Below are 22,152 nucleotides of genomic sequence, written 5' to 3' on the forward strand. Positions count from 1 at the left end.
CCATGAACCCCGCCCCGCAGCCCCCGGACCGCACCGACGACGAGCTGGCCCGGCTCGACATCTGCGTCCTGCTCCGCTACGGCCTCACCGCGCCGCCCGGCCCCCGGCGCACCGCCCTGTTCGGCGACGGCGCCGCGGGAGCGGCCGTGCTGCTCGACCGCCTCGGCACCCAGCCGCGCTCGGTGGCCTTCCTCGCCGACACTGTCCGGGCCGGCGGCCTCGCCTACGCGGCCGCGCTCCCCGAGCCGCTGCCGCGCCCGGAGGCGGCGGCCCTCGTACGCGACTGGCTGGCCGCCGGCACCGGACTCGCGGCCGGCGTCACCGCCGACGACACCGCCGCCCGCTGGCTGCGCGCCATCGCCACGATCATCGAACTACGCCACCTGACGAGCCCCACCCAGCCCTGACCACCACCTCGCGTGGGCCAGGCCACAACAGCGGCCCGGCCCGCGCCCCCGCGCGGCCGGTCACCATTCCCGAGGCCGCCGTGCGCGCCGGGCCACCGTCCCGCCTGGGCCGGGACGCAACGGTGCCCCCGGGCGGCTGGGCGTGGGCGCGGCGGGCTGACCGGCGTTTCCGCGCGGCCCGGCAGCGACTCCTCGGCCGTCCGGGAGGCCGGGGGCGCGACGCCGTCGGCGGAGGTGGTCGTCGGGGTCAGCGGGCCGGGCCGCCGGTCCGTCCGGTGTCGGCCGTTCCGAGGAAGACGGGGTTCGTGAACGCCGCCAGTGCGCCCGGTACCGGGCCCGCCGCAATCTCGTGGCGCAGCTCGGCGCGTACGTACGCCGCGTAGGACGGCGTCGTACGCCACTCGGCCGTGCCCGTGCCGGACACCGGCAGCGGGTCGCCGGTGAACAGCACGCCCTGGTCGGTGACGAAACGGACGGAGCAGCGCGGGGCGCCCGAGACCTCCAGCCGGACGGTCACCGGGGTGTCGGCGGACACGTCCAGCCGCTCCCCGATACCCGCCCGCCGCCCGCGCCCGCCCGTCACGCTGAAGGCGAGGGTGACGTTCTTCGACTCGGCGACGTACGAGCGGCCCGCGCGGATGCCCTCCTGGATGGCCTCCCGCGTCAGGTCGTCGGCGAGGACCACCGTCTGCGGGGAGCCGACCGCGTCCGGGTCGCGGTGGGCGTCGCTGTTGCCCATCGCCGGCAGCCAGGGCCGTCCCCGGCGCACGGAGGCGACCAGCTGGTTGTCCCACTCGGCGAGGGTGGCCTCGTCGTCCGGGGTGTAGGGGCCGTTCCACACCTCCACGGCGTCGGCCTCGGCGAAGCCGAACTTCCAGCCGCAGCCGACGCAGGTGGCGTGCGGATGGGCGGGGACGACCAGGCCGCCGGCGCGGCGGATCTCCCGCGCGAAGCGGGACCAGCGGTTGTCCCGCGCCCGGTAGCGCCAGTCCACGAACGTGCCGGGCTCGGTGCCGAGCGCCACCACGTGCCCGTTGCGCGTCGTGATCTCCTCGCCGAGCATGATCAGCAGGTCGTCGCCGGCCTGGTCCGCCCAGTGGGGGTGGGCGGAGTGCGTGTTGTGGTCGGACGAGTTGATGAAGTCCAGGCCCGCCGCCCGCGCGAGGGCCGCGATCTCGGCCGGGGTGCGGCGGCCGTCGGAGTACCAGGAGTGCAGATGGCAGTCGCCCCGGTACCAGGCCCGGCCCCGTCCCTTCGCCCGGGACGGCGGATACACCGGCCGCGGGGTCTCGCCCGCCTCGCCGTACGTCAGCGTGACCGTCAGCTCGTACGTCAGCCCCTGCGGCGCCACCGTGTAGGGGCCGAGCGCGACGTACCAGGTGCCCGCGCGCACCGGGCCGGGGACGTAGCCGGGGGTCGCGTCGTCGGCCCGGACGAAGAACTCGGTGCGCGCCCCGCCCGACCAGCCGCGAAAGCCCCGGCCGCCCAGTTCGGTGCCGCGCTCGTCGAAGAGTCCGATGTCGAGGGCGTTGCCCTGGGTGCCGGCCGGGACCGAGGGCCTGTCGTAGGAGTAGGAGACCTTGATCTCCCGTACGCCGGAGGGGACTTCGACCGGTACGTACACGAAGTCGGGCGAGCCGGGCGGCAGCGTCCCGCGCACCGTCCGCGTCGCCTGGCCACCCTGCCCGTCCGCCGCTGCGAAGCTCACGCCTCCCAACGTAAGGGCAGCGGCGGCGCCCGTCACGAACAGCGCGCGTCTGCCGATGCCGTGGGCCTGGTCGTGCGTGTCGTCACACATGCGGGTCACTCTCCCGTACGGGAGTGAACTCCCGTGAAAGGGAAGGGGATTGGTACACAACTATGTGTCATGCTCGCGACCTGACAGGCAAGGGTCCGGTGTGATGCCGACCAGTCGGTATGGACAGGCGGGCGGCGGCTCGGTACAGATGGGGCATGCGTATCGCCGTCACCATATTCCTCACCGACGAGACCGTCACACCGGTCCGACTCGCCCGCGAACTGGAGCAGCGCGGCTACGCCGGGCTGTATCTGCCGGAGCACACCCACATCCCCGTCGAGCGCACGACCCCCTACCCGGCCGGAGGCGACCTCCCGCGCGAGTACGGCCGCACCCTCGACCCCTTCGTCGCCCTCGGCCAGGCCGCCGCCGTGACCGAGCGGCTCGGCCTCGGCACCGGCATCACCCTGCTCGCCCAGCACGACCCGATCGCCCTCGCCAAGCAGATCGCCACCCTCGACCACCTCTCCGGCGGCCGCTTCACGCTCGGCCTCGGCTACGGCTGGAACGTCGAGGAGGCCGCCGACCACGGTGTCGACTGGCGCACCCGCCGGGAGCTGGTCCGGGACCGGGTGCGGCTGATGCAGGCGCTGTGGTCGGCCGAACCCACGGCGTACGCGGGAGGGTTCGGCGCGGTCCGGGCCAGCGAGGCGCACCCCAAGCCGGCGCAGAAGCCGCGCGGCACCGTCACCGGCCCGCGCACGCTCGTCGGCGGGGCGGCCGGGCCGAAGCTGTTCGCCCACATCGCCGAGTACGCCGACGGCTGGCTGCCGATCGGCGGCCGGGGCCTCACCGAGTCGCTGCCGGTGCTGCGCACGGCCTGGGCGGACGCCGGCCGCGACCCCTCCGCCCTCCAGGTCGTCCCCTACGCGGTGCAGCCGTCCCCGGGCAAGCTCGCGCACTACGCCGAGCTGGGCATCGAGGAGGTGGTGCTCCAGCTGCCCCCGGCCGGAGAGGAGGAGGTGCTGCGGGCGCTGGACGCGTACGCGCCCTTCCTGTAGGCCGGGCGGAGCCGTCGGTCCTGATCACCCCGAACGTATGCTCAAGGGATGACGACTTCCGCGACCTCCGGAACCGGCCCCACCGAGAACTCCATGCGTCGCGCCCTCAAACGCGCCCGGGACGGCGTCGCCCTGGACGTCGCCGAGGCGGCGGTGCTCCTGCAGGCGCGCGGCGAGGCGCTGACCGACCTCGCCGCGTCCGCCGCCCGGGTGCGCGACGCGGGTCTGGAACAGGCCGGCCGGCCCGGTGTCATCACGTACTCGAAGAGCGTCTTCATCCCCCTCACCCGGCTGTGCCGGGACAAGTGCCACTACTGCACCTTCGTCACCGTCCCCGGCAAGCTGCGCCGCGCCGGGCACGGGATGTTCATGTCCCCGGACGAGGTGCTGGACGTCGCCCGCAAGGGCGCCGCCCTCGGCTGCAAGGAAGCCCTGATCACCCTCGGTGACAAGCCCGAGGACCGCTGGCCCGAGGCGCGCGAGTGGCTCGACGCGCACGGTTACGACGACACCATCGCCTACGTCCGCGCCGTCTCCATCCGCATCCTGGAGGAGACGGGCCTGCTGCCCCACCTCAACCCGGGCGTCATGACGTGGACGGACTTCCAGCGGCTCAAGCCCGTCGCGCCCTCCATGGGCATGATGCTGGAGACGACCGCGACCCGGCTGTGGTCCGAGCCCGGCGGCCCGCACCACGGCTCCCCGGACAAGGAACCGGCCGTACGGCTGCGGGTGTTGGAGGACGCGGGCCGCTCCTCGGTGCCCTTCACCTCCGGCCTGCTCATCGGCATCGGCGAGACGTACGAGGAGCGCGCGGAGTCCCTCTTCGCGCTGCGGCGGGTCGCGCGGTCGTACCACGGCATCCAGGAGCTGATCATCCAGAACTTCCGCGCCAAGCCGGACACGGCGATGCGCGGCATGCCGGACGCCGAACTGGACGACCTGGTCGCCACGGTGGCCGTCGCCCGGCACATCATGGGCCCGTCCGCCTGCCTCCAGGCCCCGCCGAACCTGGTCGACTCCGAGTACGAGCGGCTGATCGGCGCCGGCATCGACGACTGGGGCGGGGTCTCGCCGCTGACCATCGACCACGTCAACCCCGAGCGTCCCTGGCCGCGGATCGAGGAGCTGGCGAAGCGCTCGGCCGCCGCCGGTTTCCGGCTGCGTGAACGCCTCTGCGTCTACCCCGAGTTCGTGCGCCGCGGCGAGCCCTGGCTGGACCCGCGCCTGCGCCCGCACGTCGACGCGCTCGCCGACCCGGAGACGGGGCTCGCGCGCGAGGACGCGGTGGTCGAGGGCCGCCCGTGGCAGGAGCCGGAGGAGGTGTTCGTCGCGGCGGGCCGCACGGACCTCAACGCGTCGATCGACACCGAGGGCCGCACCGGCGACCGGCGCGCGGACTTCGACGAGGTCTACGGCGACTGGGAGGCGCTGCGCGAGGCGGCCGCCCCCGGCATGGCGCCGGAGCGCATCGACACCGATGTGCGGCAGGCGCTGCGCACCGCCGCCGACGACCCGACCCGGCTGACCGACGCCGAGGCCCTGGCCCTGCTGCACGCGGACGGCCCGGCGCTGGACGCGCTGTGCCAGGTGGCCGACGACGTCCGCAGGACGGCCGTCGGGGACGACGTGACGTACATCGTCACCCGGAACATCAACTTCACCAACGTCTGCTACACCGGCTGCCGCTTCTGCGCCTTCGCCCAGCGCAGGACGGACGCCGACGCCTACACGCTCTCCCTGGAACAGGTCGCCGACCGCGCCCAGCAGGCCTGGGAGGTGGGCGCGGTCGAGGTGTGCATGCAGGGCGGCATCCACCCCGACCTGCCCGGCACGGCGTACTTCGACATCGCGCGGGCGGTGAAGGAGCGGGTCCCGGGCATGCACGTCCACGCCTTCTCGCCGATGGAGGTCGTCAACGGCGCCACCCGGACGGGGATGCCGGTCCGCGAGTGGCTGAGCGCGGCGAAGGAGGCGGGCCTGGACACCATCCCCGGCACGGCCGCCGAGATCCTGGACGACGAGGTCCGCTGGGTGCTGACCAAGGGCAAGCTGCCGACGGCCACCTGGACCGAGGTGATCACCACGGCCCACGAGCTGGGTATCCGCTCGTCCTCGACGATGATGTACGGCCATGTCGACCAGCCCCGCCACTGGCTCGGCCACCTGCGCACGCTGGCCGGGATCCAGCAGCGCACGGGCGGCTTCACGGAGTTCGTCACCCTGCCCTTCATCCACACGAACGCGCCGGTGTACCTGGCCGGCATCGCGCGCCCCGGCCCCTCGATGCGGGACAACCGGGCGGTGACGGCGATGGCCCGGCTCCTGCTGCACCCCTGGATCCCGAACATCCAGACGAGCTGGGTGAAACTGGGCACGGAGGGCGCGGCCGAGATGCTGCGCTCGGGCGCGAACGACCTGGGCGGCACGCTGATGGAGGAGACGATCTCGCGGATGGCGGGCTCGTCGTACGGCTCGTACAAGTCGGTCCGCGACCTCGTCGCCGTGGCCGAGGCGGCCGGCCGCCCGGCGCGGCCGCGCACCACGCTCTACGGCGAGGTGCCGCCGGAACGGCAGCGCGCGGCCGAGGCCTCGGACGGACACCTGCCGGAGCTGCTGCCGGTCCTGGACTGAGTACGATGATCCGACCCCCGGAGCATGGAGACGGGGCCCCGTAGCGGAGGAGATGCGTACCCGTGGCTGCCCGACTGCCCTCCTGGGCCTGGGTCACCGGCCTGACGGCGGGGGCGACCGCGGCCGTCGTCGCGCTCGCCGTGCAGGCGAACCACGGGCCGCATCCCACGGCCGCCGTGGCGGACCCGAGCCCGTCGGCCTCGGCGGGCGCGCACGCGTCCGCCACGCCCCGCTCCCCGGCGGCGCCCGCCCTGCCGGGCGCGTCGGGCCAGGGGCGGCGGATCGTGTACTCCGTCGGCGCGAAGCGGGTGTGGCTGGTCGACGTGACCGGCAAGGCCGTCCGCACGTTCGCGGTGTGGCCGGGCACGGTGAGCCCGCAGCCCGGCCGCTACTCGGTCACCCTGCGCATCCAGTCCCTCCAGGGCTCGGACGGCGTGCAGATCGAGCACGTCATGTACTTCACCAAGGTGGACGGCGTGAACGTCGCCTTCTCCAACGCCCTGGACGGCGCCTCGCCGCCCCCGGCCGACGGCAAGAAGCTGGGCGGCGTCCGCATGGACAAGCAGGACGGCGCCGCCCTGTGGGCGTTCGGCGACAAGGGCACGCCGGTGTCGGTCGTCAGCTAGCGTCCGCCTGCGCCGTGCGCGCGCCGTGCGGCAGCAGGTTGACGATCAGCGCGACACCGGTGAGCAGGAAGACGCGCATCGCCGCGTCCTCCCCGTTCCAGGCCTTCGACTGCCACATCGCGAACCACTCGCCGCCGATCGCGATGAACCCGGCGCCGAAGAGCAGCGCCAGCATCAGCAGCCCGTACGTGGACACCCGGCGGGCGAGGTCGGTTTCGCGCCGCGCCCACAGGTACGTACCGCCGATGAGGACGAGCGCGGCCACCGTCTCCCACACGATGATCAGGACGTAGGCGGTGTCCTGGAGCGCGGTGCTCGTGATGGCCCGCCCCATCAGGTCGTGGTCCTTGAACGTCGTGTCCATCGCCAGCACATGCCGGACGAACTGCTGGTTCGTCCCGAAGTCGGTGATGTTCCCGAGGGCGACCAGGGCGATGTAGAGGGCGAGTATGCCGGTGAGTACACCGGCGGCCAGGCTGAGGCTGGAGTGGCGCGTGGGGGTGGTGGTGGTCATGGCTGGATTCTCCCCTGCCGGAGCACCACTTCTCGCGTGGGCATTGCGCCAGAATGAACAGGCAGGCCGCGGGGGAGGGACGTGGGCATGACGCGGGAACGGCCGTCGGTGCAGGAGCTGATCGGGCGGCGCAGACGGGCGGGGTTCGTCGGCCGGGGCGGCGAACGCGCCGCGTTCCGGGCGAACTTGGACATGCCCGTCGAGGACGAACGCCACCGGTTCCTCTTCCATGTGCACGGCAACTCCGGTGTCGGAAAGACGTTCCTGGTCAGGGAGCTGGAGCAGATCGCGCGGGAGCGCGGCGCGGTGACGGCGTACGTCGACGAGAGCGTGGGCAGCGTGCCCGAGGCGATGGCCGCGGTGTGCCGCCAACTGGCCCAGCAGGGACACCGGTTGAAGAGGCTGGAGGAGGCGCTCGTAGCCCACCGGGAGCGCCGGCACGAGGCGGAGGCCGAGGCGGCGACCCTGGAACCCGCCGCCGAGGGCCCCTCCCCGCTGACCACGACGGCCGTGCGGCTGGGCATGGCGGGCGTCGGCGCGCTCGTCCCCGGCGCCGGCGCCTTCGTCGGCGCCGTGGACGCCGGCCAACTGGCCGACGGCGCCGCCCGGTTGAAGGCCCGGCTCAGCGCGCGCTTCCGCAGTCAGGAGGACGTGCAGCTGGTGCTCTCTCCGGAGCTGGTGCTGACCCCGAAGCTCCTGGACGAACTGGCCGACGTCACGGCGTCCGTGCCCTGGCTGGCCCTCTTCTTCGACACCTACGAGCGCACCGGCCCCTTCCTCGACGGCTGGCTGCACGAGCTGATGACCACCGACCGCTACGGCGCCCTGCCCGCCAACGTCCTCGTCGTCACCGCCGGCCAGCGCCCCTTCGACACCGCCCGCTGGGGCGGCTTCGCCGACTTCATGGCCGACCTGCCGCTCGGGCCGTTCACGGAGGCCGAGGCGCGGGCGCTGCTGGCCGACCGGGGTGTCGTGGCCGAACCGGTGGTGGCGGAGGTCCTCCGCCTGACCGGCGGCTTGCCCGTCCTCGTCTCCACCCTCGCCGAGGCCCGCCCCGCCGACCCGGACGACGTCGGCGACCCGAGCGCCACGGCGGTCGAACGCTTCCTGAAGTGGGAGCCGGACCCGGTGCGCCGGGCGGTCGCGCTGGCCTGCGCCCTGCCCCGGCGCCTGGACGCCGACGTCTTCCGCGCGGCGGCCGACTGCCCGGAGCAGGAGGCCGACGCCCTGTACGACTGGCTGCGCGGCATGCCGTTCGTCACCGAGCGCGGTGAGCGGGTGCAGTACCACGACGTCGTACGGGCGCCGATGCTGCGCCTGCAGCGCCGGCGCTCGCCGAGGGGGTGGGCGCGGCGGCACGGACGGCTCGCGGAGACCTTCGGGGCCTGGCGGCGCGAGCGCCAGGACGGCCTCGCCGACCCCTGGGCGGACGAGGAGTGGCGGGAGCTGCGGCTGGCGGAGGCCTACCACCGGCTGTGCGCCGGAGAGCGTACGGCGCTTTCCTTCGCGCTCGGCGCGGTGGTGCGGGCCTGCGCCTGGCGCGAGGAGGAGGGCCGCCGCTGGGCCCGGATGCTGGTGGAGGCCGGGACGGACGGCGCGGTGGAGGACGCGGCCCGCTGGGGCCGGGACCTGCTGCGCGCCCTGGACGCCCGCACCGCCGACGGCGCCCTGGCCGTGCTCCTCGACCACGCCCCGCTGGACACCGCCTCCCGGGCCATCGCGCACGCCGGCCGGGGCACCCTGTTCCGGATGGCCGGGGACCCCGGGCGCGCGCTCACCGCGTACGACCAGGCCCTCGCCCTCGACCCCGAGCTGGTGCTCGCCCGCGACGGCCGCGCCCACGCCCGCGCCGCGCTGCGCGACTACGCGGGCGCGGTCGCCGACCTGGACCGCGTCCTCGCCGGCGACCCCGACAACCCCGGCCACCTCAGCTCGCGCGGCGACTACCAGCGGCTGCGCGGCCACCACGACGCGGCCCTCGCCGACCTCGACCGGGCGATCGCCCTCGACCCCGCACTGCGCGCCGCCTGGGCCGCACGCGGGGCCACGCACCACGCCCTGCACCGCCACGAGGCCGCCCTCGCCGACCTGACCCGGGCGCTGGAGATCGACCCCTCGTTCGTCTGGGGCCTGGTCCGCCGCGCCCGCCTGTACCGCTCGATGGGCGACCAGGAACGCCGGCTCGCGGACCTGGACGCCGCGGTGGCGCTCGCCCCCGAAGCCCCCTGGGTGCTGTGCGAACGCGGCGACGCCCTGGCGGCCGCCGACCGCGACGCCGAGGCGCTGGCCGACTACGACCGGGCCCTCGCCCTGGACCCGGACTACGCCTCCGCCTACGCCAGCCGGGGCGCCCTGCACGGAAAGCACGGCCACGACGAGCGGGCCCTGGCCGATCTCGACCGGGCGCTGCGCCTCACCCCGGACTACCCCTGGGCACTGGTGCACCGCTCCCGGGCCCGCCGCCGCCAGGGCCGGCACGACCGGGCGCTCGTCCACGCCTACCGCGCCGTGGAACTGGATCCCCGGGGCGCGTGGGCCCTGGCCAACAAGATCCAGACCGACCTGGGTGTCGGCCGGCTGGAGCAGGCACGGTCGGATCTGGACCGGTACGTCACGCTGGACGGCGCGGACGCGGACTGGGCCCGCCACCAGCTGGCCACCGTGCACCTGCTGAGCGGACGCCACGAGGAGGCGCTGGCCACGCTGGACACGCCCGCGATCCGCTGCGCCGTCCACCTGCGCACCCGGAACTGGCCCCTGGCCCGGCGGACGGCCTCCCCGGGCGTGCACCGGGCCCTGGCGGTGAGCGGAGCCGAGGGCGTGAGAGCCGCCCACCCCCTGTGGACGAACCTCGCCCGCGCGAACGCCCCCGCCTGGGCGCGGCCGGTGATCAGCGCCGCCCTGCAGACCTGGCCCGAACTGGACCGCGCCCTGGACCACTTCCTGACCGCCCCGCACACCTGGCCCGACCTGGCGGACCTCACCGACGCCCTCGACATCCTCCGCCTGAGCCCCGGCCTGGACCACTCCCGCCTGACCCCCCGCCTGGCCAGGGCGACCGACGCCCGCGACGCGATGCGGGCGCGCTACGCGCCGTGAGCGGCGAAGTCCAGGAACTCGGTCCAGGTGTCGACGGTGACGGCGAGTCGGGCGCCGTCCCTGTCCTTGGAGTCGCGGATGTGGACGGTGGCGGGGGTTATGGCGACCTCGACGCAGTCGGGGCCGTCGTTGCTGCTGTAGCTGCTCTTGAACCACATCAGCGTCGAGGTCATGTCTCTTCTCCCAGTACTTGCTTGATGAAGGCTTGTGACTCCCGAGGGGAGAGAGCCTGCGAGCGGATCATTCCATAGCGCATCTCCAGGATCTGTACTTCCCGGGGATCACTCACCAGGCGACTGTGCAGCTGGACTTCCAAGTGGCCCAGTGTTTTGCCGTTCTGAAGTTTCAGCAACCGGAAGGGCCCAGCCATGCCCGCATGCTCCTCGTCACGGTCAGTGGGCATCACCTGGATTTCGACGTGCCTCAACTGTCCGATGTCCAACAGGTGTTCGAGCTGCCTGCGCAACACCATCTTGCCCCCGATGGGGCGCCGCAGCGTCACCTCTTCCTGGACAAAAGTGATCAGCGATCGAGGCGTCCGATCGAAGACGGTCTTTCGAGCCATGCGCGCTGCGACGAGGCGGTCGATCTCCTCCTCGGTGTAAGCGGGTCGTCGCATCGCGTACAGGGCCTGGGCGTACTCCGCGGTCTGCAAAAGCCCATGGACGTGATGGTTCGAGTAAGCCCCCATCTCCATGGCCTCGTCCTCCAGCTTGGCCAGATCCCGAACGTTCTTCGGATACCGGGCCTTCTCCACGTCCTCCTTCATCGCCGCCAACTTCCCTCCCGCGCCCAGCACTTCGTCGGCGGCGTCGAGGAAGTCCGGTTTGGGGGACCTCCGCCCGCGTTCCACGGACGAGACCATCTCCTCGCTGTACTTGATCCGTGCTCCCAGTTCCCCCTGCTTCAGCCCGGCGGCCTCCCGCCAGGCCTTGATCTGCCGGCCGACCATCTTGAGTACGGCCTCGGCCTCTTCGTCCTCCACACTGCCCCCTTGCGACGTACGAGCCGTACGACCACGCCGGGCGCCCGGACAGTCACGCTGCGTACCGTGGTCGTTGCTGTTCAGAGTAGGGAGGCGCGGCCACGCTGGGTGACATGAATCAGAAAAACCACCTCAGCGTCCAGCTCTCGGCGACACGAAGAGGCGCCAGCCTGGCCCGGCTGCTCACCGAACGCCAACTGGACGAGTGGGGTGCGCCGTTCGAAGGGGCGACGCAGGTGGTGGCCGAGCTGGCGGCCAACGCCGTACTGCACGGACGCGTACGGGGGAGGGACTTCCGACTGGGGCTGACACGTCGCGACGACGGCACCCTCCGCATCGAGGTGACCGACGCACGGGGCGACCGGGTCCCCTGCGTCCCGGACCCGGTGAACGAGGAAGCGGAAGGCGGCCGGGGGCTACGGATCGTGGCGGCGTACGCGGACCGCTGGGGCGTGGCAGACGCACCGGCGGGGGCCAAGACCGTCTGGGCGGAACTCGTACCGGGTCGCGGCGGTCCATGACCTGGCGGTTCCCGACGCCAAAGACCAAAGAACCGGGGAAAGAACCGAACCCGCCCCCACCGCCCCCACCGCCCCCGCAGCTCACCCGCCGGAGTGAATATGCCCAACGCAACTGGCACGGAAGGGCGCTTGTGGTGCAGCGTCTGCAACAACAACCCCAGACATGCATCGGCCCTCGCCGGGACTGCCATCCCACTGCGAGGGCCTGATCACCAAGGAAGAAGAGACCTTCCCGATGACTGACAAGAAGCGTAACGCTCCCGCGCGCCCCAGGACCCGGCATTCCTCCGGCGTCACTCATGTGAACGAACCCCACCACGACAACGTCACCGTGGTCGGCAACCACCTGGCCCAGCACCCGGAGCTGTCTCTGGTGGCGATCGGCCTGGCGCTGCACATCCAGTCGCTGCCCGAGGGCGCCCCGATCGGCATCAAGGCGTTGGCGGCGAAGTTCCCCGAGGAAGAGATCCGGATCGCGGCGGCGCTGCGCGAGCTGGAGGAGCACGGGTACCTCTCACGCACCAAGGAGCGTCTTCAACCGGGGCAAGGACGACCCGGGCGACCTCGTACAACAAGCCGCGCCGCGCGGTGATCGCGGCGGCTGAGCCCACCTCACCGGCAGAGCCCGACCGGCCGTCGTCCCGGAGCGAGGCGACCGGTCTCCTGGCCCGCCTGCGCGCACACGACTCCCGCCTGCTGCTCGCGGAGCGAGAGGTACACCGGCTGGCCCCGGCCGTCACCGAATGGCTGGAACGAGGAGTACCGCCCACCGCCGTCGTACGCGCCCTCACCACGGGCCTGCCTCCGGACCCGATCAAGCACCCGGCCGCTTTCCTGTCCCACCGCCTCGCCACGCAACTGCCCCCGCACCTTCCGGCCCGGCCTCCGAGCGTCCCGGCACCGCGCCCGGACCCCCTCCAGACCTGCGACGGCTGCGACCGGGCCTTCCGCTCCGCCCACCCCGGCCGGTGCCGCGACTGCCGTACGTCGTCCGTGGCCGTGGCATGAGCACCGTGTCACCGGCGCAGCGCCGGTCCCACCGGTACCGTACGAGGACCGAGCCACCCGCACCGGAGGTCACCGTGAGCGCCCAGACCGACGGCCCGTACGGACCGCTGATCCCCATGCCCGAGCTGACCCCGGACGCGCTGCGGGCGGCGGTCGCGCGCATCGCTCCGAGTCGGGTTCCCGCACTCACCCAGCACCTCTTCGAGGCCACGACCAACGCCCAACAGACGCAGAGTCTCGCTCCGCTGCGCGCGTTCGTGCAGTCCTGGGCCGTCTTCGTGGCCATCGAACGGCACCCGCAACGTGCGGCCCGCCTGCGCGAGCTGGAAGGCATCGTGGATGCGGGGGAGCAGGATCCGACGGATGCCATCGCGGAGATCCGCACGATCCGCGAGGCAGCCGAGAAGGAGGCCGGACTGTGACGGACTGGGCTTGGGACTACAACCCGAGCGCGGAATACGTCACGGGAGGGCTGCTTCCTGGAGTGGTGGCCGAGGTCGAGCGTCTCGCTGCCGAACTGGCCGCGCTCGGCCATGACTCCGTCAAGGTCGGCCGGCCTTTCGACCGCGAAGGCGGACTCCGCGAGTTCGACATCCTCGGCGGACGCGGCTTCATCAGCTTTCTCGCTGTACCCCGTCACGAGTGCGTCTACGTCTGCAGCGTCACCTGGTGCGGCTGACCGCCTCCCCCGTCACCACCGGCCGCACCTTCGTCAGCATCAGGTCCAGGAACCGCTCCGGGTGGCGGAAGGACGCGAAGTGGCCGGCCTCGCGGATCAGGGCGAAGTCCTTCACCGGGGCGGAGACGGTCTCGTAGAAGCGGTGGGCCGGCTCCGGTGGGGTGAGGACGTCGTGCTCGCCCTGGAAGACGAAGAAGGGGAGGCGGAAGGCGGTGCCCTCGGCGTACTCGTCGATCGCCATGGCCTGCGGGCCGAGCCGTTCCGAGAAGGTCATGCCCTTCAGGTAGGCGCGCAGGCCGCGCAGGGTGTGCGCGGGCGAGAACCACAGTGAGCGGATCACGACCGTCTTCATCGTGTCGTAGGTCAGCGGGTCGGTGGTGACCACGGTCTTGGCGTAGTCGGACCACTGCTCGGGGCTCCAGGCGGCGCGGTCCGGGCCCATCGCCGCGATCCGGGCCCGGTCCTTCCTCTTGCCGGCCCGCTCCAGCCGGGTCAGCAGCGCTTCGTAGGCGGAGGTGTCGCGGCCGCCGCCGACGATGTTCTGGTCGGTGCCGACGTACGCCGAGTACAGCTCGGGGTGGGTGCGGGCCAGGCGGAGGCCGGTGACCGTGCCGAAGCTGTTGGCCACCAGCAGGACCTGGTCCACGCCGAGACGGGCGCGGATGTGGTGCGTCACCTCCAGGGCGTCCGTGTAGAGGCGGTCCAGGGTCAGCTCGCCCTGGCCGTCGGGGCCGGTCGCCTCGAACGTCCTGCCCGCGCCGCGCATGTCCCAGCGGACGATCGTGAAGTGCCGCTCCCAGGCGCGGGTGCGCGGGGTGAAGACCAGGTTGGAGGCGCCGGGGCCGCCGTGCAGCTCCAGGATCACCGGGTTGGCCAGGTCCTCGCCGCGGACCGAGATCCACTGGTCGATGCCGCCGATGCGGACGTAACGCGCGTCGTCGATGCCGTTCGGCGTCCGGATCCGAAGCTTCCTCGCGTTCGCGCGGCGCTTGAGGGCGCGGTAGGTGAGCAGCATGGTGTTCCCCCTAAACAGTTTATGTCGTCAGCTGTTTCGATGTGCTTACGGTATATACAGTTGTCTGGCGGAGTCAACGGGTCGTCGTACGGGAGGGTTCATGAGCGGACGGAACAAGGACCGGGACAGGTCACGCGACCCTCGCGCCGGTCTCGCGCTGCTGTGGGGTGAGCAGGAGCAGCCGACCCGCGGGCCCAAGCCGAAGCTGAGCCCGCAGCGGATCGCCGCGGCCGCCGCCGAACTCGCCGACTTGGAGGGGCTGGACGCGGTCTCCATGAGCAGGGTGGCGGGCGAGTTCGGGGTCTCGGCGATGGCCCTGTACCGGTACGTTCCCGGCAAGACCGAACTCGTCGCGCTCATGGTGGAGTCCGTGCTGGCCGAGGGCCCGGACCTGTCCGGGGTACCGGAGGGCGACTGGCGGGCGGCCGCGGCCGAGTGGACCCGCCGGTGCGCGCGCGTGTACGCCGACCATCCCTGGCTGCTCGGGGCCACCGCCATGCGCCGTCAGCTGATGGGGCCCTGCCAGTTGCGCTGGCTGGACGCGGCGCTCGCCGCCCTGGAGCCCACCGGCCTCGGCGCGGCCCAGCGCCACCAGGTCTTCCTGCTGCTGATCGGGCTCGTGCGCAACCTCGCCCAGCGGATGAGCGACCATGAGGAGGAGGGGAGCGCGGAGTGGGACCGGCTCAGTGGTGAGCTGCTCGCCCGGCACGCCGACCGCTTCCCCGCCCTCGCCAAGGCCGTCGCCGAGGGCGCCTTCGAGCCGGACGGCACCGACGCGCTCGCGTTCGGGCTCGACCGGATTCTCGACGGGGTCGAAGCGCTCATGACTGGGCGGGAATGAGGCGTCCGAGCCGTTTTGCCCCACTGAACGGGCCGTTCCCGGTCGATTACAGTGCCTAGCGTCGTACGGACGGACGGTGCCGTGAGGAGGTCTCGGTGGGTACGACTTCCGGCGCCGTCTGGGGGCGGGCCGAGCAGCAGGACTTCCGCAGCAGGGTGCGCGGCACGCTGCTCGGTGTCGCGGTGGGCGACGCGCTCGGCGGCCCCGCCGATCCGCTGTCCCTGGAGGAGATCCGCGCCGTCTACGGCCCCGAGGGGCTGCTGGACCTGGCCTTCGGGTACGGCCGGCGCGGCACGGTCACGCACCACACCCAGCTCACCCTGTTCACGGTGGACGGGCTGATCCGGGCCCAGGTGCGCCGGGACACCGGTGCCTGGCACCCGCCGACCGATCTGCACCGGGCGTATCTGCGCTGGGCGGCGACCCAGCGGGACTGGGGGCCGGACGAGCGCCGCAAGGACGACGGCTGGCTGGCGCGCGAGGAGTGGCTGTACGCCCGCCGCGAGCCGACCCGGCCCCTGCTCATCGGCTTCGGCGACGAGAGCATGGGCACGCTGGAGAAGCCGAAGAACCCGGGCGAGCTGGGTCCGGAGGCGGTCGCCCGCTCGGCGCCGTTCGGGCTGCTGGTCGGCTGGGAGCCGCAGCTCGTCGCCCAGCTGGCGGTGGAGTGCGCGGCGCAGAGCCACGGGCACCCCATCGCCTATCTGTCGGCGGGCGCGTACGCCGTGATCGTGCACGCGCTGGCGCGCGGCGACAGCCTCGACGGCGCCGTGCAGCGCGCCCTCGCCCTCCTGGCCGCCCGCCCCGGCCACCAACCCGTCGCCGACGCCCTCCAGCACGCGCTCGGCGCCGTGCGCCAGGGCATCCCGAGCCCGACCCGGGTCGAGGAACTGGCCGGCGACGGCACGGCGGACGGGCTGCTGGCGGCGTCGGTCTACTGCGCCCTGGTCGGCGAGGACGTCCGCCACGGCCTGTGCCTGGCCGTCAACCAGGGCGGCCCCTCGGCGGCGGCGGGCGCCCTCGCCGGCGGCCTCCTCGGCGCCCTCCACGGCGAAACGGCCCTTCCTCCGGCCTGGCTGGCCGAGCTGGAGGGCCGCCCCACCATCCTGGAACTGGCCGACGACTTCGCCATGGAAATGACCCAGGGCCCCGCCCTGCACGGCCCGGCCGGATCGTCACCGGGGTGGCTGGCGCGGTATCCGCGGGGCTGAGCCGGCAGCGCCCGCCGGGCCCCCTGCGACGACCTACCTCACCGCATCAGCTCCCCTGCGTTGACCAGCAGCGACTGCCCCGTGACCGCCCGAGCCCGGTCGGAGGCGAGAAAGACGGCCGCCTCCGCCACGTCCGCGTCCGTCGCCGGCTCCGGCAACGCCATCCGCTGCGTCAGCCGCCCCAGCACCTCCGCCTCCGGCACCCCCTCCGTCCGGGCCGTGAAGCGGACGTACGCCTCCACCGGCGGCCCCCACATCCAGCCCGGCAGCACGGAGTTGACCCGGATCCGGGCCGGGCCCAGCTCGTGCGCCAGGGAGTACATCGCGCTCGTCAGCGCCCCCTTCGACGCCGCGTACGCCGCCTGCCTCACCTGCGAGGGCGCGGCGAGCGCCGACTGCGTTCCGATGAAGACCACCGATCCGCCCCCGCCCTCCCGCAGCGCGGGCAGACAGGCCCGGGTCATCCGCAGCGTGCCGAGCAGGTTCACGTCGAGGACCGACCGCCAGGTCTCGAAGTCCGCGTCCTCGACGCCGCCCATGTACGAGTCCCAGGCGGCCACGTGCACCACCGCGTCGATCCCGCCGAACCGCCGCCGCGCCAGCGCGGCCAGCTCCTCGCACCGCCCCTCGTCGGTGATGTCCGTCGCCCGGTACGCCGTGTGCGCGCCGGCCGGATCGATCTGCGCCGCGCTCTTGGCGAGGTTCGCCTCCGTCCGCGCCCCGAGCACCGCGTTCCCCCCGTCCCGTACGACGGCCGCGGCGACCCGGTGACCGAGCCCGGCGCCGACCCCCGAGACGACGACGGTCTTTCCGGCGAGCAGGGACATCATCCGTACCTCCCTGGCTATGGCGCTTTACCTGACGGGCCGTCAGGCTAGGCGGTGGTACGGGAGGACGGAAGGGCGAGGGAAGGGGAAGGGCGCATGAGCGAGGAGACGGACACCCGCCGCGAGCTGTACGCCGAACTGGCCGCCGTGGGCCCCTACGGCGTACGCCCCGGCCACGCCCTGATCACGATGGTCGAGCCGCACCCCGGCCACGAGTACGCCTACAACCGCTGGTACGAGGACGACCACTACTACGCCGGCGCGATGGCCATGCCCTGGATGTACGCGGGACGCCGGTGGGTGGCGACGAGGGATCTGCAACTGCTCCGCTACCCCGAGAAGTCCGCGGTCGCCCAGCCCGTCACCGCCGGCTGCTACCTCTCCACCTACTGGATCACGGCCGGCCGCTACGACGAGCACATGAAGTGGACCGTCGCCATCAACCGGCGCCTGAACCGCGACGCCCGCGTCTACCACGACCGCACCCATGTCCTCACGGCCTTCCAGGACCACGAGACGACGGTCTACCGCGACGGCGCGGCCGGCCCCCGGGACGTCCACGCCCTCGACCACCCGTACGCCGGCCTCGTCCTGGAGGTCATCGACGCGCCCGAGCCCGCGCAGCGTCCGCGGCTGCTGGAGTGGCTGCGCACCCGCCACCTCCCGCGCCGCCTCGCCGGCTCCCCGGCCGCCCTCGTGACGGTCTTCCGCCCGACCCCGCTGCCCGGCGACCGCATGACCTACGTCAAGCAGGTCGAGGGCACGGACACCCGGCTGACCCTGCTGTGGTTCCTGGAGAGCGACCCCAGGGAGTGCTGGCAGGAGCACTTCCAGGGGCTGGACGAGCAGGTGGCGGGCACCGGCCTCGGGCGCCTCGAACTGCTCGCCCCCTTCATCCCCACCGTGCCGGGCACCGACTGCTACGTCGACCGGCTCCGCTGACCCTCAGCGCGTCCTCAGCGCGGCTTCAGCTCGTCCGGGCAGGGGGTGCCCCGGGGCAGCTGGTACGGCGCCGCCAGCCGGTAGGTCCCCGCCTTCGGCGCCAGCAGCATCGTCCACTTGTCGCCCTTCGCGTCCTGCGGCGTCTCCATGAGGCACCCGTTGACGTTGTCGTACGACTTCGGCGTGCCCTCGGCGCGTTGCTTGGAGGCCGCCGTCTCCTGCGGCGGCTTCACGCTCTTGCCGTGCGCGTCGACGATGCTCAGCCACGGCGAGTACGGGATCCGGATCAGGATCCGCCCGGCCTTGCGCACCTCCAGCGTCATCTCGCCCTGCTCGGCCCGGTCCACCACCGCGTTCGGCTCGGCGAGCGGCGTCGGGTCGGTGACCTTGAACAGCTGCCAGTTCGCGTCGCCCCAGATCTGCCGCAGATACGGCATCCCACGCTGCAGCAGTGCCCGCTCGCGCTCACCGCCGTCGCCGTCCGGGTTGTCCTTCGGCAGCACCACGAAGTGCACGGCCCACCGCTGGAGCCACTCGTGGTAGTTCGCCGAGTTGAGCGTGTCGTCGTAGAAGAGCGGGTTGCGCTCCATGTCGGCCTGCCGGTTCCAGCCCCGCGCCAGGTTGACGTACGGCGCGAGCGCGGAGGCCTCCCGGTGCGAACGCGCCGGGACCACCTCGACGCGGCCCTTCTCGGCGCCCACCTTCTGCAACTGGTTCACCAGCGGCGCCAGCTGCCGCGCCCAGGACGCGGCCGGGGTGGTGTGGATGATGTCGTCGACCGACTTGTAGCCGATCCAGCCGACGAAGCCCAGGAACGCCAGCACGGTCAGGTACCACTGGCGCGACTTCGGCACCGTGAACGGCAGCGCCGCGATCAGCGTCGCACCCGCGAACAGCATCGGCAGCCGCGAGATGTTCGACCCGATCTGCGAGCTGATCAGCCACACCAGCACCACGCTGACGCTGTAGACGGCCGCCGTCAGCCGTACGGTGACCCACTCCTTCGGCACCAGGAACAGGCACAGCAGCCCGTACAGCAGCGGCATGACCACCGAGCCGAACGTCATCGGCTGGGTGCCGGCGAAGGGGAAGAGGAAGTACGAGGCGGCGACCACCACCGACGGGGCGATGCCCAGCGACCAGGTGCCCTGCCAGCGCTTCTGCAGGAACAGCGCCGCCGCGACCAGGCCCACGAACAGCCCCGAGACGGGGGAGGCCATGGTGGACAGCGCGGCCAGCGAGGCGGCCGTCGTCACCTTCGCCCAGCGCTTGTGCCGCCACCGCCACGGCCAGCAGAACACGGCCGCGAGCGCGCCGAGCCCGAACATGGTGCCGAGCCCGAAGGTCACCCGGCCCGACACCGCGTTGCACAGCAGCGCGAAGACCCCGGCGAGCGAGGCCCACAGCGGGTTGCGCACCGCCCGGCTGCGGATGAGGACCATGGTCAGCAGGCCCGCCGACACCGTCCCGGCGATCATCATCGTCGTACGGACGCCGAGCACGGCCATCAGATACGGCGAGACGACGCTGTAGGACACGGGGTGCATGCCGCCGTACCAGGCCAGGTTGTACGCCGAGTCCGGGTGCCGGCCGACGAACTCCGCCCAGGCGTCCTGCGCCGCGAGATCGCCGCCGCTGTTCGCGAACGTGAAGAACCAGATGATGTGCAGGACGCCGGCGAGCGCCGTGACCGACAGCACAGGGTGCCGCAGCATCCGCTGCCGCAGGGGTTCCGCGGCGGTCAGCAGACGCCCGAGCCCGCCGGGCCGCTCCGCGCGCCGCGGACCGGCGCCGCCGGTGTCGGCGGTGTCAGCCGCGGACAGGCGTATTCGCGGCCCGGTGCCCGGGGGTTTTCCCGGGCCCGGATCGGCGTCGTCGGCGCGTGTCGGCTCCGCTGTGGCCACCTGAAGGCACTCCCCGTGTCCCGTCTTCTGTTCTCGGCCGGGTCCTTCGGAGGTCCCCGGGTGTTCCCGGCCGCTTCTCGTCCTGTTGGCCGCCCCGTCCCGTGACCGGCGACCTGCCCCGATTCGTGACGCTAGCACGCACCCCGCCGCGGGGCTCCCGGGTGGGCTCCCGACGGCGGGGTGCGAGGGGTGCGGCAGGGCGGACGGGGTCCGCGGGCGGGTCAGCCCAGGCGCGTGAGCTTGGCGCCGAAACCGGGTTCCGCCAGATCGCTCTGGAGGGCCACCGGCACCTTCACCGCGCCGGCCGAACCGTCACCCACGGTCAGCGTGCCCACCGTGGTCCCGGCCTTCGCCGAGTGCGGGACCGAGTCGGGGGCGAAGGACAGCCGCACCTTCAGCCCGGACCAGCCGACCGCGGCGACGTCCTTGGTCACGACGACCGGCGTCCGGCCGCCGAGCTGGTCGTCCACGTAGCCGACGACGTCGCCCTTCTTCAGGATCGTCGAGGAGGTCAGCGCGTTCTGGGCCGCGAGCAGCGCGGTCTTGCTGACCGTGTTGACCGTGTCGAGTATCGACGGCTTGTGCTGGCCGAGGATCGCGCCGACGAGCGTCACCGTCTGCCCGCCGACCGTCTTGCGGGAGGCGAAGAGCAGGTTGCCGCCGGCCGCCGTGGTGCTGCCGGTCTTGATGCCGATCGCGCCGATCTGGTACGGCAGCGCGTTCCAGTTCGGCCAGTTGTGGCCGGAGGGGTCCGTCCAGCTGGCGGCGCTGGTGATCGCGACCAGCGCCGGGTTCTTGACGACCGCGCGGCCGAGCTTCACCTGGTCCTCGGCCGTGGAGACGGTGGACGGCGTCAGCCCCGAGGGGTCGGTGTACGTCGTGTTGGTCATCCCCAGTTCCCTGGCGGTGGCGTTCATCTTCTTCACGAACGCCGCCTCCGAGCCCGCGTCCCAGCGGGCCAGCAGCCGGGCGATGTTGTTCGCGGAGGGGATCATGACGGCCGACAGGGCCTGCTTCTCGGTGAGGTGGTCACCGGCCTTGACGGTGTTGAGCGTGGACTCGCCGCCGCTCTTGTCGTAGCCGCCCTCCTTCTGCGCCTGCGCGTCCACCTTGATCTTCGGGCCCTCCTGGCCCGTCTTCAGCGGGTGGTCGCGCAGGATGATGTACGACGTCATGGTCTTGGCGACCGAGCCGATGGCGACGGGCGTCTGGTTGCCGAAGTGGCCCATCGTGCCGATGCCGTCGCCGTCCATCCAGCCCTGGCCCTCGCTCGGCCAGGGCAGGTTCACCGCGCCGCCGTCGAAGGTGTAGCCGTCCTTGGCGGTGAGCGCGAGCGTGGGGGACGGCAGCGGGCGCAGCATCTGGACGACCACGAAGACGATCGCCAGCAGCGCCACCAGCGGGGTCCAGATCTTGACCCGGCGCACGAGCGTGCGGACCGGCGTCTCCGGGGGCGGCGGCGTGTTCGTCAGCTCCGCCAGCAGGTCCAGCGGGGGCTTGGGCGGCAGGGGCTGCTGGGTGGTGCGCTCGGGGCCGACCTGGGGGACGGGCGTGGTGACGTCGGACTTGGCGTCCGGCCGCGCGTCCTTCCGGTCGGGCAGATCGGGCTTGAGCGCGACGAACTTGCTGGTCCGCTCGGGATCGGCGGCGGGGTCCCCGGCGTCCTTGCGGGCGCCGCCCAGCTTGAGCATGGTCGTCGGCTGATCGACTTCGGGCCTGCGCACGGTCTTGAAGACGGCGGTGGGCTGATCGACCGCACCGTCAGCCCGAGCCCCGGCCCCGCCCTCCGCCCCGGCGCCGTCCTCGGCCTCCGTACCGGTGCCGGCCTGGGCCTTCGTGCGGGCCTCGGTCGTGGCTCCGGTGCCGGCCTCGGCCTTCGTCCCGGCCTTGGTTTCGTTCTTCGTGCTGGTGGCGTCCTGGGCCTTCGCCCCGGTCCCGCTCTTCGCCCCGGCGCCGGCCTTGGTCTTCGCGCTGTCCTCGGACTTCGGCTCGGCCTGCGCGTCGTCTCCGGGCTTGGTCCCGGCCTGGGCCTTGGTGTCGGCTTCGGTCGTGGCTCCGGTGCCGGCCTCGGCCTTCGTCCCGGCCTTGGTTTCGTTCTTCGTGCTGGTGGCGTCCTGGGCCTTCGCCCCGGTCCCGCTCT

At 72.9% G+C, this 22,152-nt stretch carries 21 protein-coding genes; 13 read left to right on the plus strand and 8 right to left on the minus strand.

Features of this window, described 5'->3' with window-relative positions:
* The first annotated feature begins 2 nt into the window (after positions 1–2).
* Positions 3–407: a hypothetical protein gene (locus ACZ60X_RS28375; protein ID WP_469604183.1), complete on the plus strand. Its 405-nt coding sequence runs from the start codon at positions 3–5 to the stop codon at positions 405–407.
* Positions 408–654: 247 nt separating this feature from the next.
* Here ACZ60X_RS28375 and ACZ60X_RS28380 read toward each other — a convergent pair whose 3' ends face one another.
* Complete coding sequence (locus ACZ60X_RS28380) at positions 655–2,205, minus strand: CehA/McbA family metallohydrolase (protein WP_469604187.1); 1,551 nt, start codon at positions 2,203–2,205, stop codon at positions 655–657.
* 155 nt (positions 2,206–2,360) lie between these two features.
* On the opposite strand from ACZ60X_RS28380, the gene ACZ60X_RS28385 reads away from it, so the two are divergent.
* From ACZ60X_RS28385 to ACZ60X_RS28395, 3 genes are all read left to right on the plus strand, one after another.
* Positions 2,361–3,206: an LLM class F420-dependent oxidoreductase gene (locus tag ACZ60X_RS28385; RefSeq protein ID WP_469604190.1), complete on the plus strand. Its 846-nt coding sequence runs from the start codon at positions 2,361–2,363 to the stop codon at positions 3,204–3,206.
* A gap of 48 nt (positions 3,207–3,254) precedes the next feature.
* The gene (locus ACZ60X_RS28390) at positions 3,255–5,840 is read left to right on the plus strand and encodes a bifunctional FO biosynthesis protein CofGH (protein ID WP_469604192.1); all 2,586 of its coding nucleotides are present in this window, start codon (positions 3,255–3,257) and stop codon (positions 5,838–5,840) included.
* A gap of 62 nt (positions 5,841–5,902) precedes the next feature.
* On the plus strand, positions 5,903–6,466 hold the full coding sequence (locus ACZ60X_RS28395; protein ID WP_469604195.1) for a hypothetical protein: 564 nt from the start codon (positions 5,903–5,905) through the stop codon (positions 6,464–6,466).
* On the opposite strand, the gene ACZ60X_RS28400 is transcribed toward ACZ60X_RS28395, so the two are convergent.
* The gene (locus tag ACZ60X_RS28400) at positions 6,459–6,980 is read right to left on the minus strand and encodes a DUF2165 domain-containing protein (RefSeq protein WP_469604198.1); all 522 of its coding nucleotides are present in this window, start codon (positions 6,978–6,980) and stop codon (positions 6,459–6,461) included. The two genes, ACZ60X_RS28395 and ACZ60X_RS28400, sit on opposite strands and share 8 nt — an antisense overlap.
* An 87-nt stretch (positions 6,981–7,067) precedes the next feature.
* On the opposite strand from ACZ60X_RS28400, the gene ACZ60X_RS28405 reads away from it, so the two are divergent.
* Positions 7,068–10,079 (plus strand): tetratricopeptide repeat protein, encoded by a 3,012-nt coding sequence (locus ACZ60X_RS28405; protein ID WP_469604200.1) that lies wholly within the window; start codon positions 7,068–7,070, stop codon positions 10,077–10,079.
* On the opposite strand, the gene ACZ60X_RS28410 is transcribed toward ACZ60X_RS28405, so the two are convergent.
* Complete coding sequence (locus tag ACZ60X_RS28410; protein WP_469604203.1) at positions 10,067–10,252, minus strand: DUF397 domain-containing protein; 186 nt, start codon at positions 10,250–10,252, stop codon at positions 10,067–10,069. The genes ACZ60X_RS28405 and ACZ60X_RS28410 overlap by 13 nt on opposite strands.
* A complete protein-coding gene (locus tag ACZ60X_RS28415; protein ID WP_469604206.1) occupies positions 10,249–11,064 on the minus strand; it encodes a helix-turn-helix domain-containing protein in 816 nt (271 codons plus the stop codon). The genes ACZ60X_RS28410 and ACZ60X_RS28415 overlap by 4 nt, the downstream gene beginning before the upstream one ends.
* A gap of 113 nt (positions 11,065–11,177) precedes the next feature.
* Here ACZ60X_RS28415 and ACZ60X_RS28420 point away from each other — a divergent pair, with 113 nt between their 5' ends.
* From ACZ60X_RS28420 to ACZ60X_RS28440, 5 genes are all read left to right on the plus strand, one after another.
* Positions 11,178–11,585, plus strand: a complete 408-nt coding sequence (locus ACZ60X_RS28420; protein ID WP_469604208.1) for an ATP-binding protein — start codon at positions 11,178–11,180, stop codon at positions 11,583–11,585.
* A 235-nt stretch (positions 11,586–11,820) separates the two neighbouring features.
* The gene (locus ACZ60X_RS28425) at positions 11,821–12,177 is read left to right on the plus strand and encodes a hypothetical protein (protein ID WP_469604211.1); all 357 of its coding nucleotides are present in this window, start codon (positions 11,821–11,823) and stop codon (positions 12,175–12,177) included.
* Entirely contained in the window at positions 12,174–12,593 is a 420-nt protein-coding gene (locus ACZ60X_RS28430; protein WP_469604213.1) for a hypothetical protein, read from the plus strand. The genes ACZ60X_RS28425 and ACZ60X_RS28430 overlap by 4 nt, the downstream gene beginning before the upstream one ends.
* Before the next feature lie 74 nt (positions 12,594–12,667).
* Complete coding sequence (locus ACZ60X_RS28435) at positions 12,668–13,015, plus strand: DUF6247 family protein (RefSeq protein ID WP_469604216.1); 348 nt, start codon at positions 12,668–12,670, stop codon at positions 13,013–13,015.
* Positions 13,012–13,272, plus strand: a complete 261-nt coding sequence (locus tag ACZ60X_RS28440; RefSeq protein ID WP_469604218.1) for a hypothetical protein — start codon at positions 13,012–13,014, stop codon at positions 13,270–13,272. Before ACZ60X_RS28435 ends, ACZ60X_RS28440 begins: the two co-directional genes overlap by 4 nt.
* Here ACZ60X_RS28440 and ACZ60X_RS28445 read toward each other — a convergent pair.
* Positions 13,256–14,287, minus strand: coding sequence for an alpha/beta fold hydrolase (locus ACZ60X_RS28445; protein WP_469604221.1), 1,032 nt, complete (start codon positions 14,285–14,287; stop codon positions 13,256–13,258). The two genes, ACZ60X_RS28440 and ACZ60X_RS28445, sit on opposite strands and share 17 nt — an antisense overlap.
* A gap of 100 nt (positions 14,288–14,387) precedes the next feature.
* Here ACZ60X_RS28445 and ACZ60X_RS28450 point away from each other — a divergent pair, with 100 nt between their 5' ends.
* Positions 14,388–15,128 carry a TetR/AcrR family transcriptional regulator gene (locus ACZ60X_RS28450; protein ID WP_469604224.1) on the plus strand — a complete coding sequence of 247 codons (741 nt, stop codon included), beginning with the start codon at positions 14,388–14,390 and terminating at the stop codon, positions 15,126–15,128.
* Between the two features lie 95 nt (positions 15,129–15,223).
* Positions 15,224–16,339, plus strand: coding sequence for an ADP-ribosylglycohydrolase family protein (locus ACZ60X_RS28455; protein ID WP_469604226.1), 1,116 nt, complete (start codon positions 15,224–15,226; stop codon positions 16,337–16,339).
* Between the two features lie 38 nt (positions 16,340–16,377).
* Here ACZ60X_RS28455 and ACZ60X_RS28460 read toward each other — a convergent pair whose 3' ends face one another.
* Positions 16,378–17,166 carry an SDR family oxidoreductase gene (locus ACZ60X_RS28460; protein ID WP_469604356.1) on the minus strand — a complete coding sequence of 263 codons (789 nt, stop codon included), beginning with the start codon at positions 17,164–17,166 and terminating at the stop codon, positions 16,378–16,380.
* 96 nt (positions 17,167–17,262) lie between these two features.
* Between ACZ60X_RS28460 and ACZ60X_RS28465 the strand changes: the two genes are divergently transcribed.
* Positions 17,263–18,108, plus strand: coding sequence for a hypothetical protein (locus tag ACZ60X_RS28465; protein WP_469604229.1), 846 nt, complete (start codon positions 17,263–17,265; stop codon positions 18,106–18,108).
* A 14-nt stretch (positions 18,109–18,122) separates the two neighbouring features.
* Here ACZ60X_RS28465 and ACZ60X_RS28470 read toward each other — a convergent pair whose 3' ends face one another.
* Positions 18,123–20,012: an MFS transporter gene (locus ACZ60X_RS28470; protein ID WP_469604231.1), complete on the minus strand. Its 1,890-nt coding sequence runs from the start codon at positions 20,010–20,012 to the stop codon at positions 18,123–18,125.
* A gap of 221 nt (positions 20,013–20,233) precedes the next feature.
* Positions 20,234–22,152 (minus strand): D-alanyl-D-alanine carboxypeptidase (locus tag ACZ60X_RS28475; protein ID WP_469604234.1); only part of this gene is annotated, 1,919 nt, incomplete at its 5' end.

It is taken from the genome of Streptomyces sp. NPDC104106, from assembly GCF_055584345.1.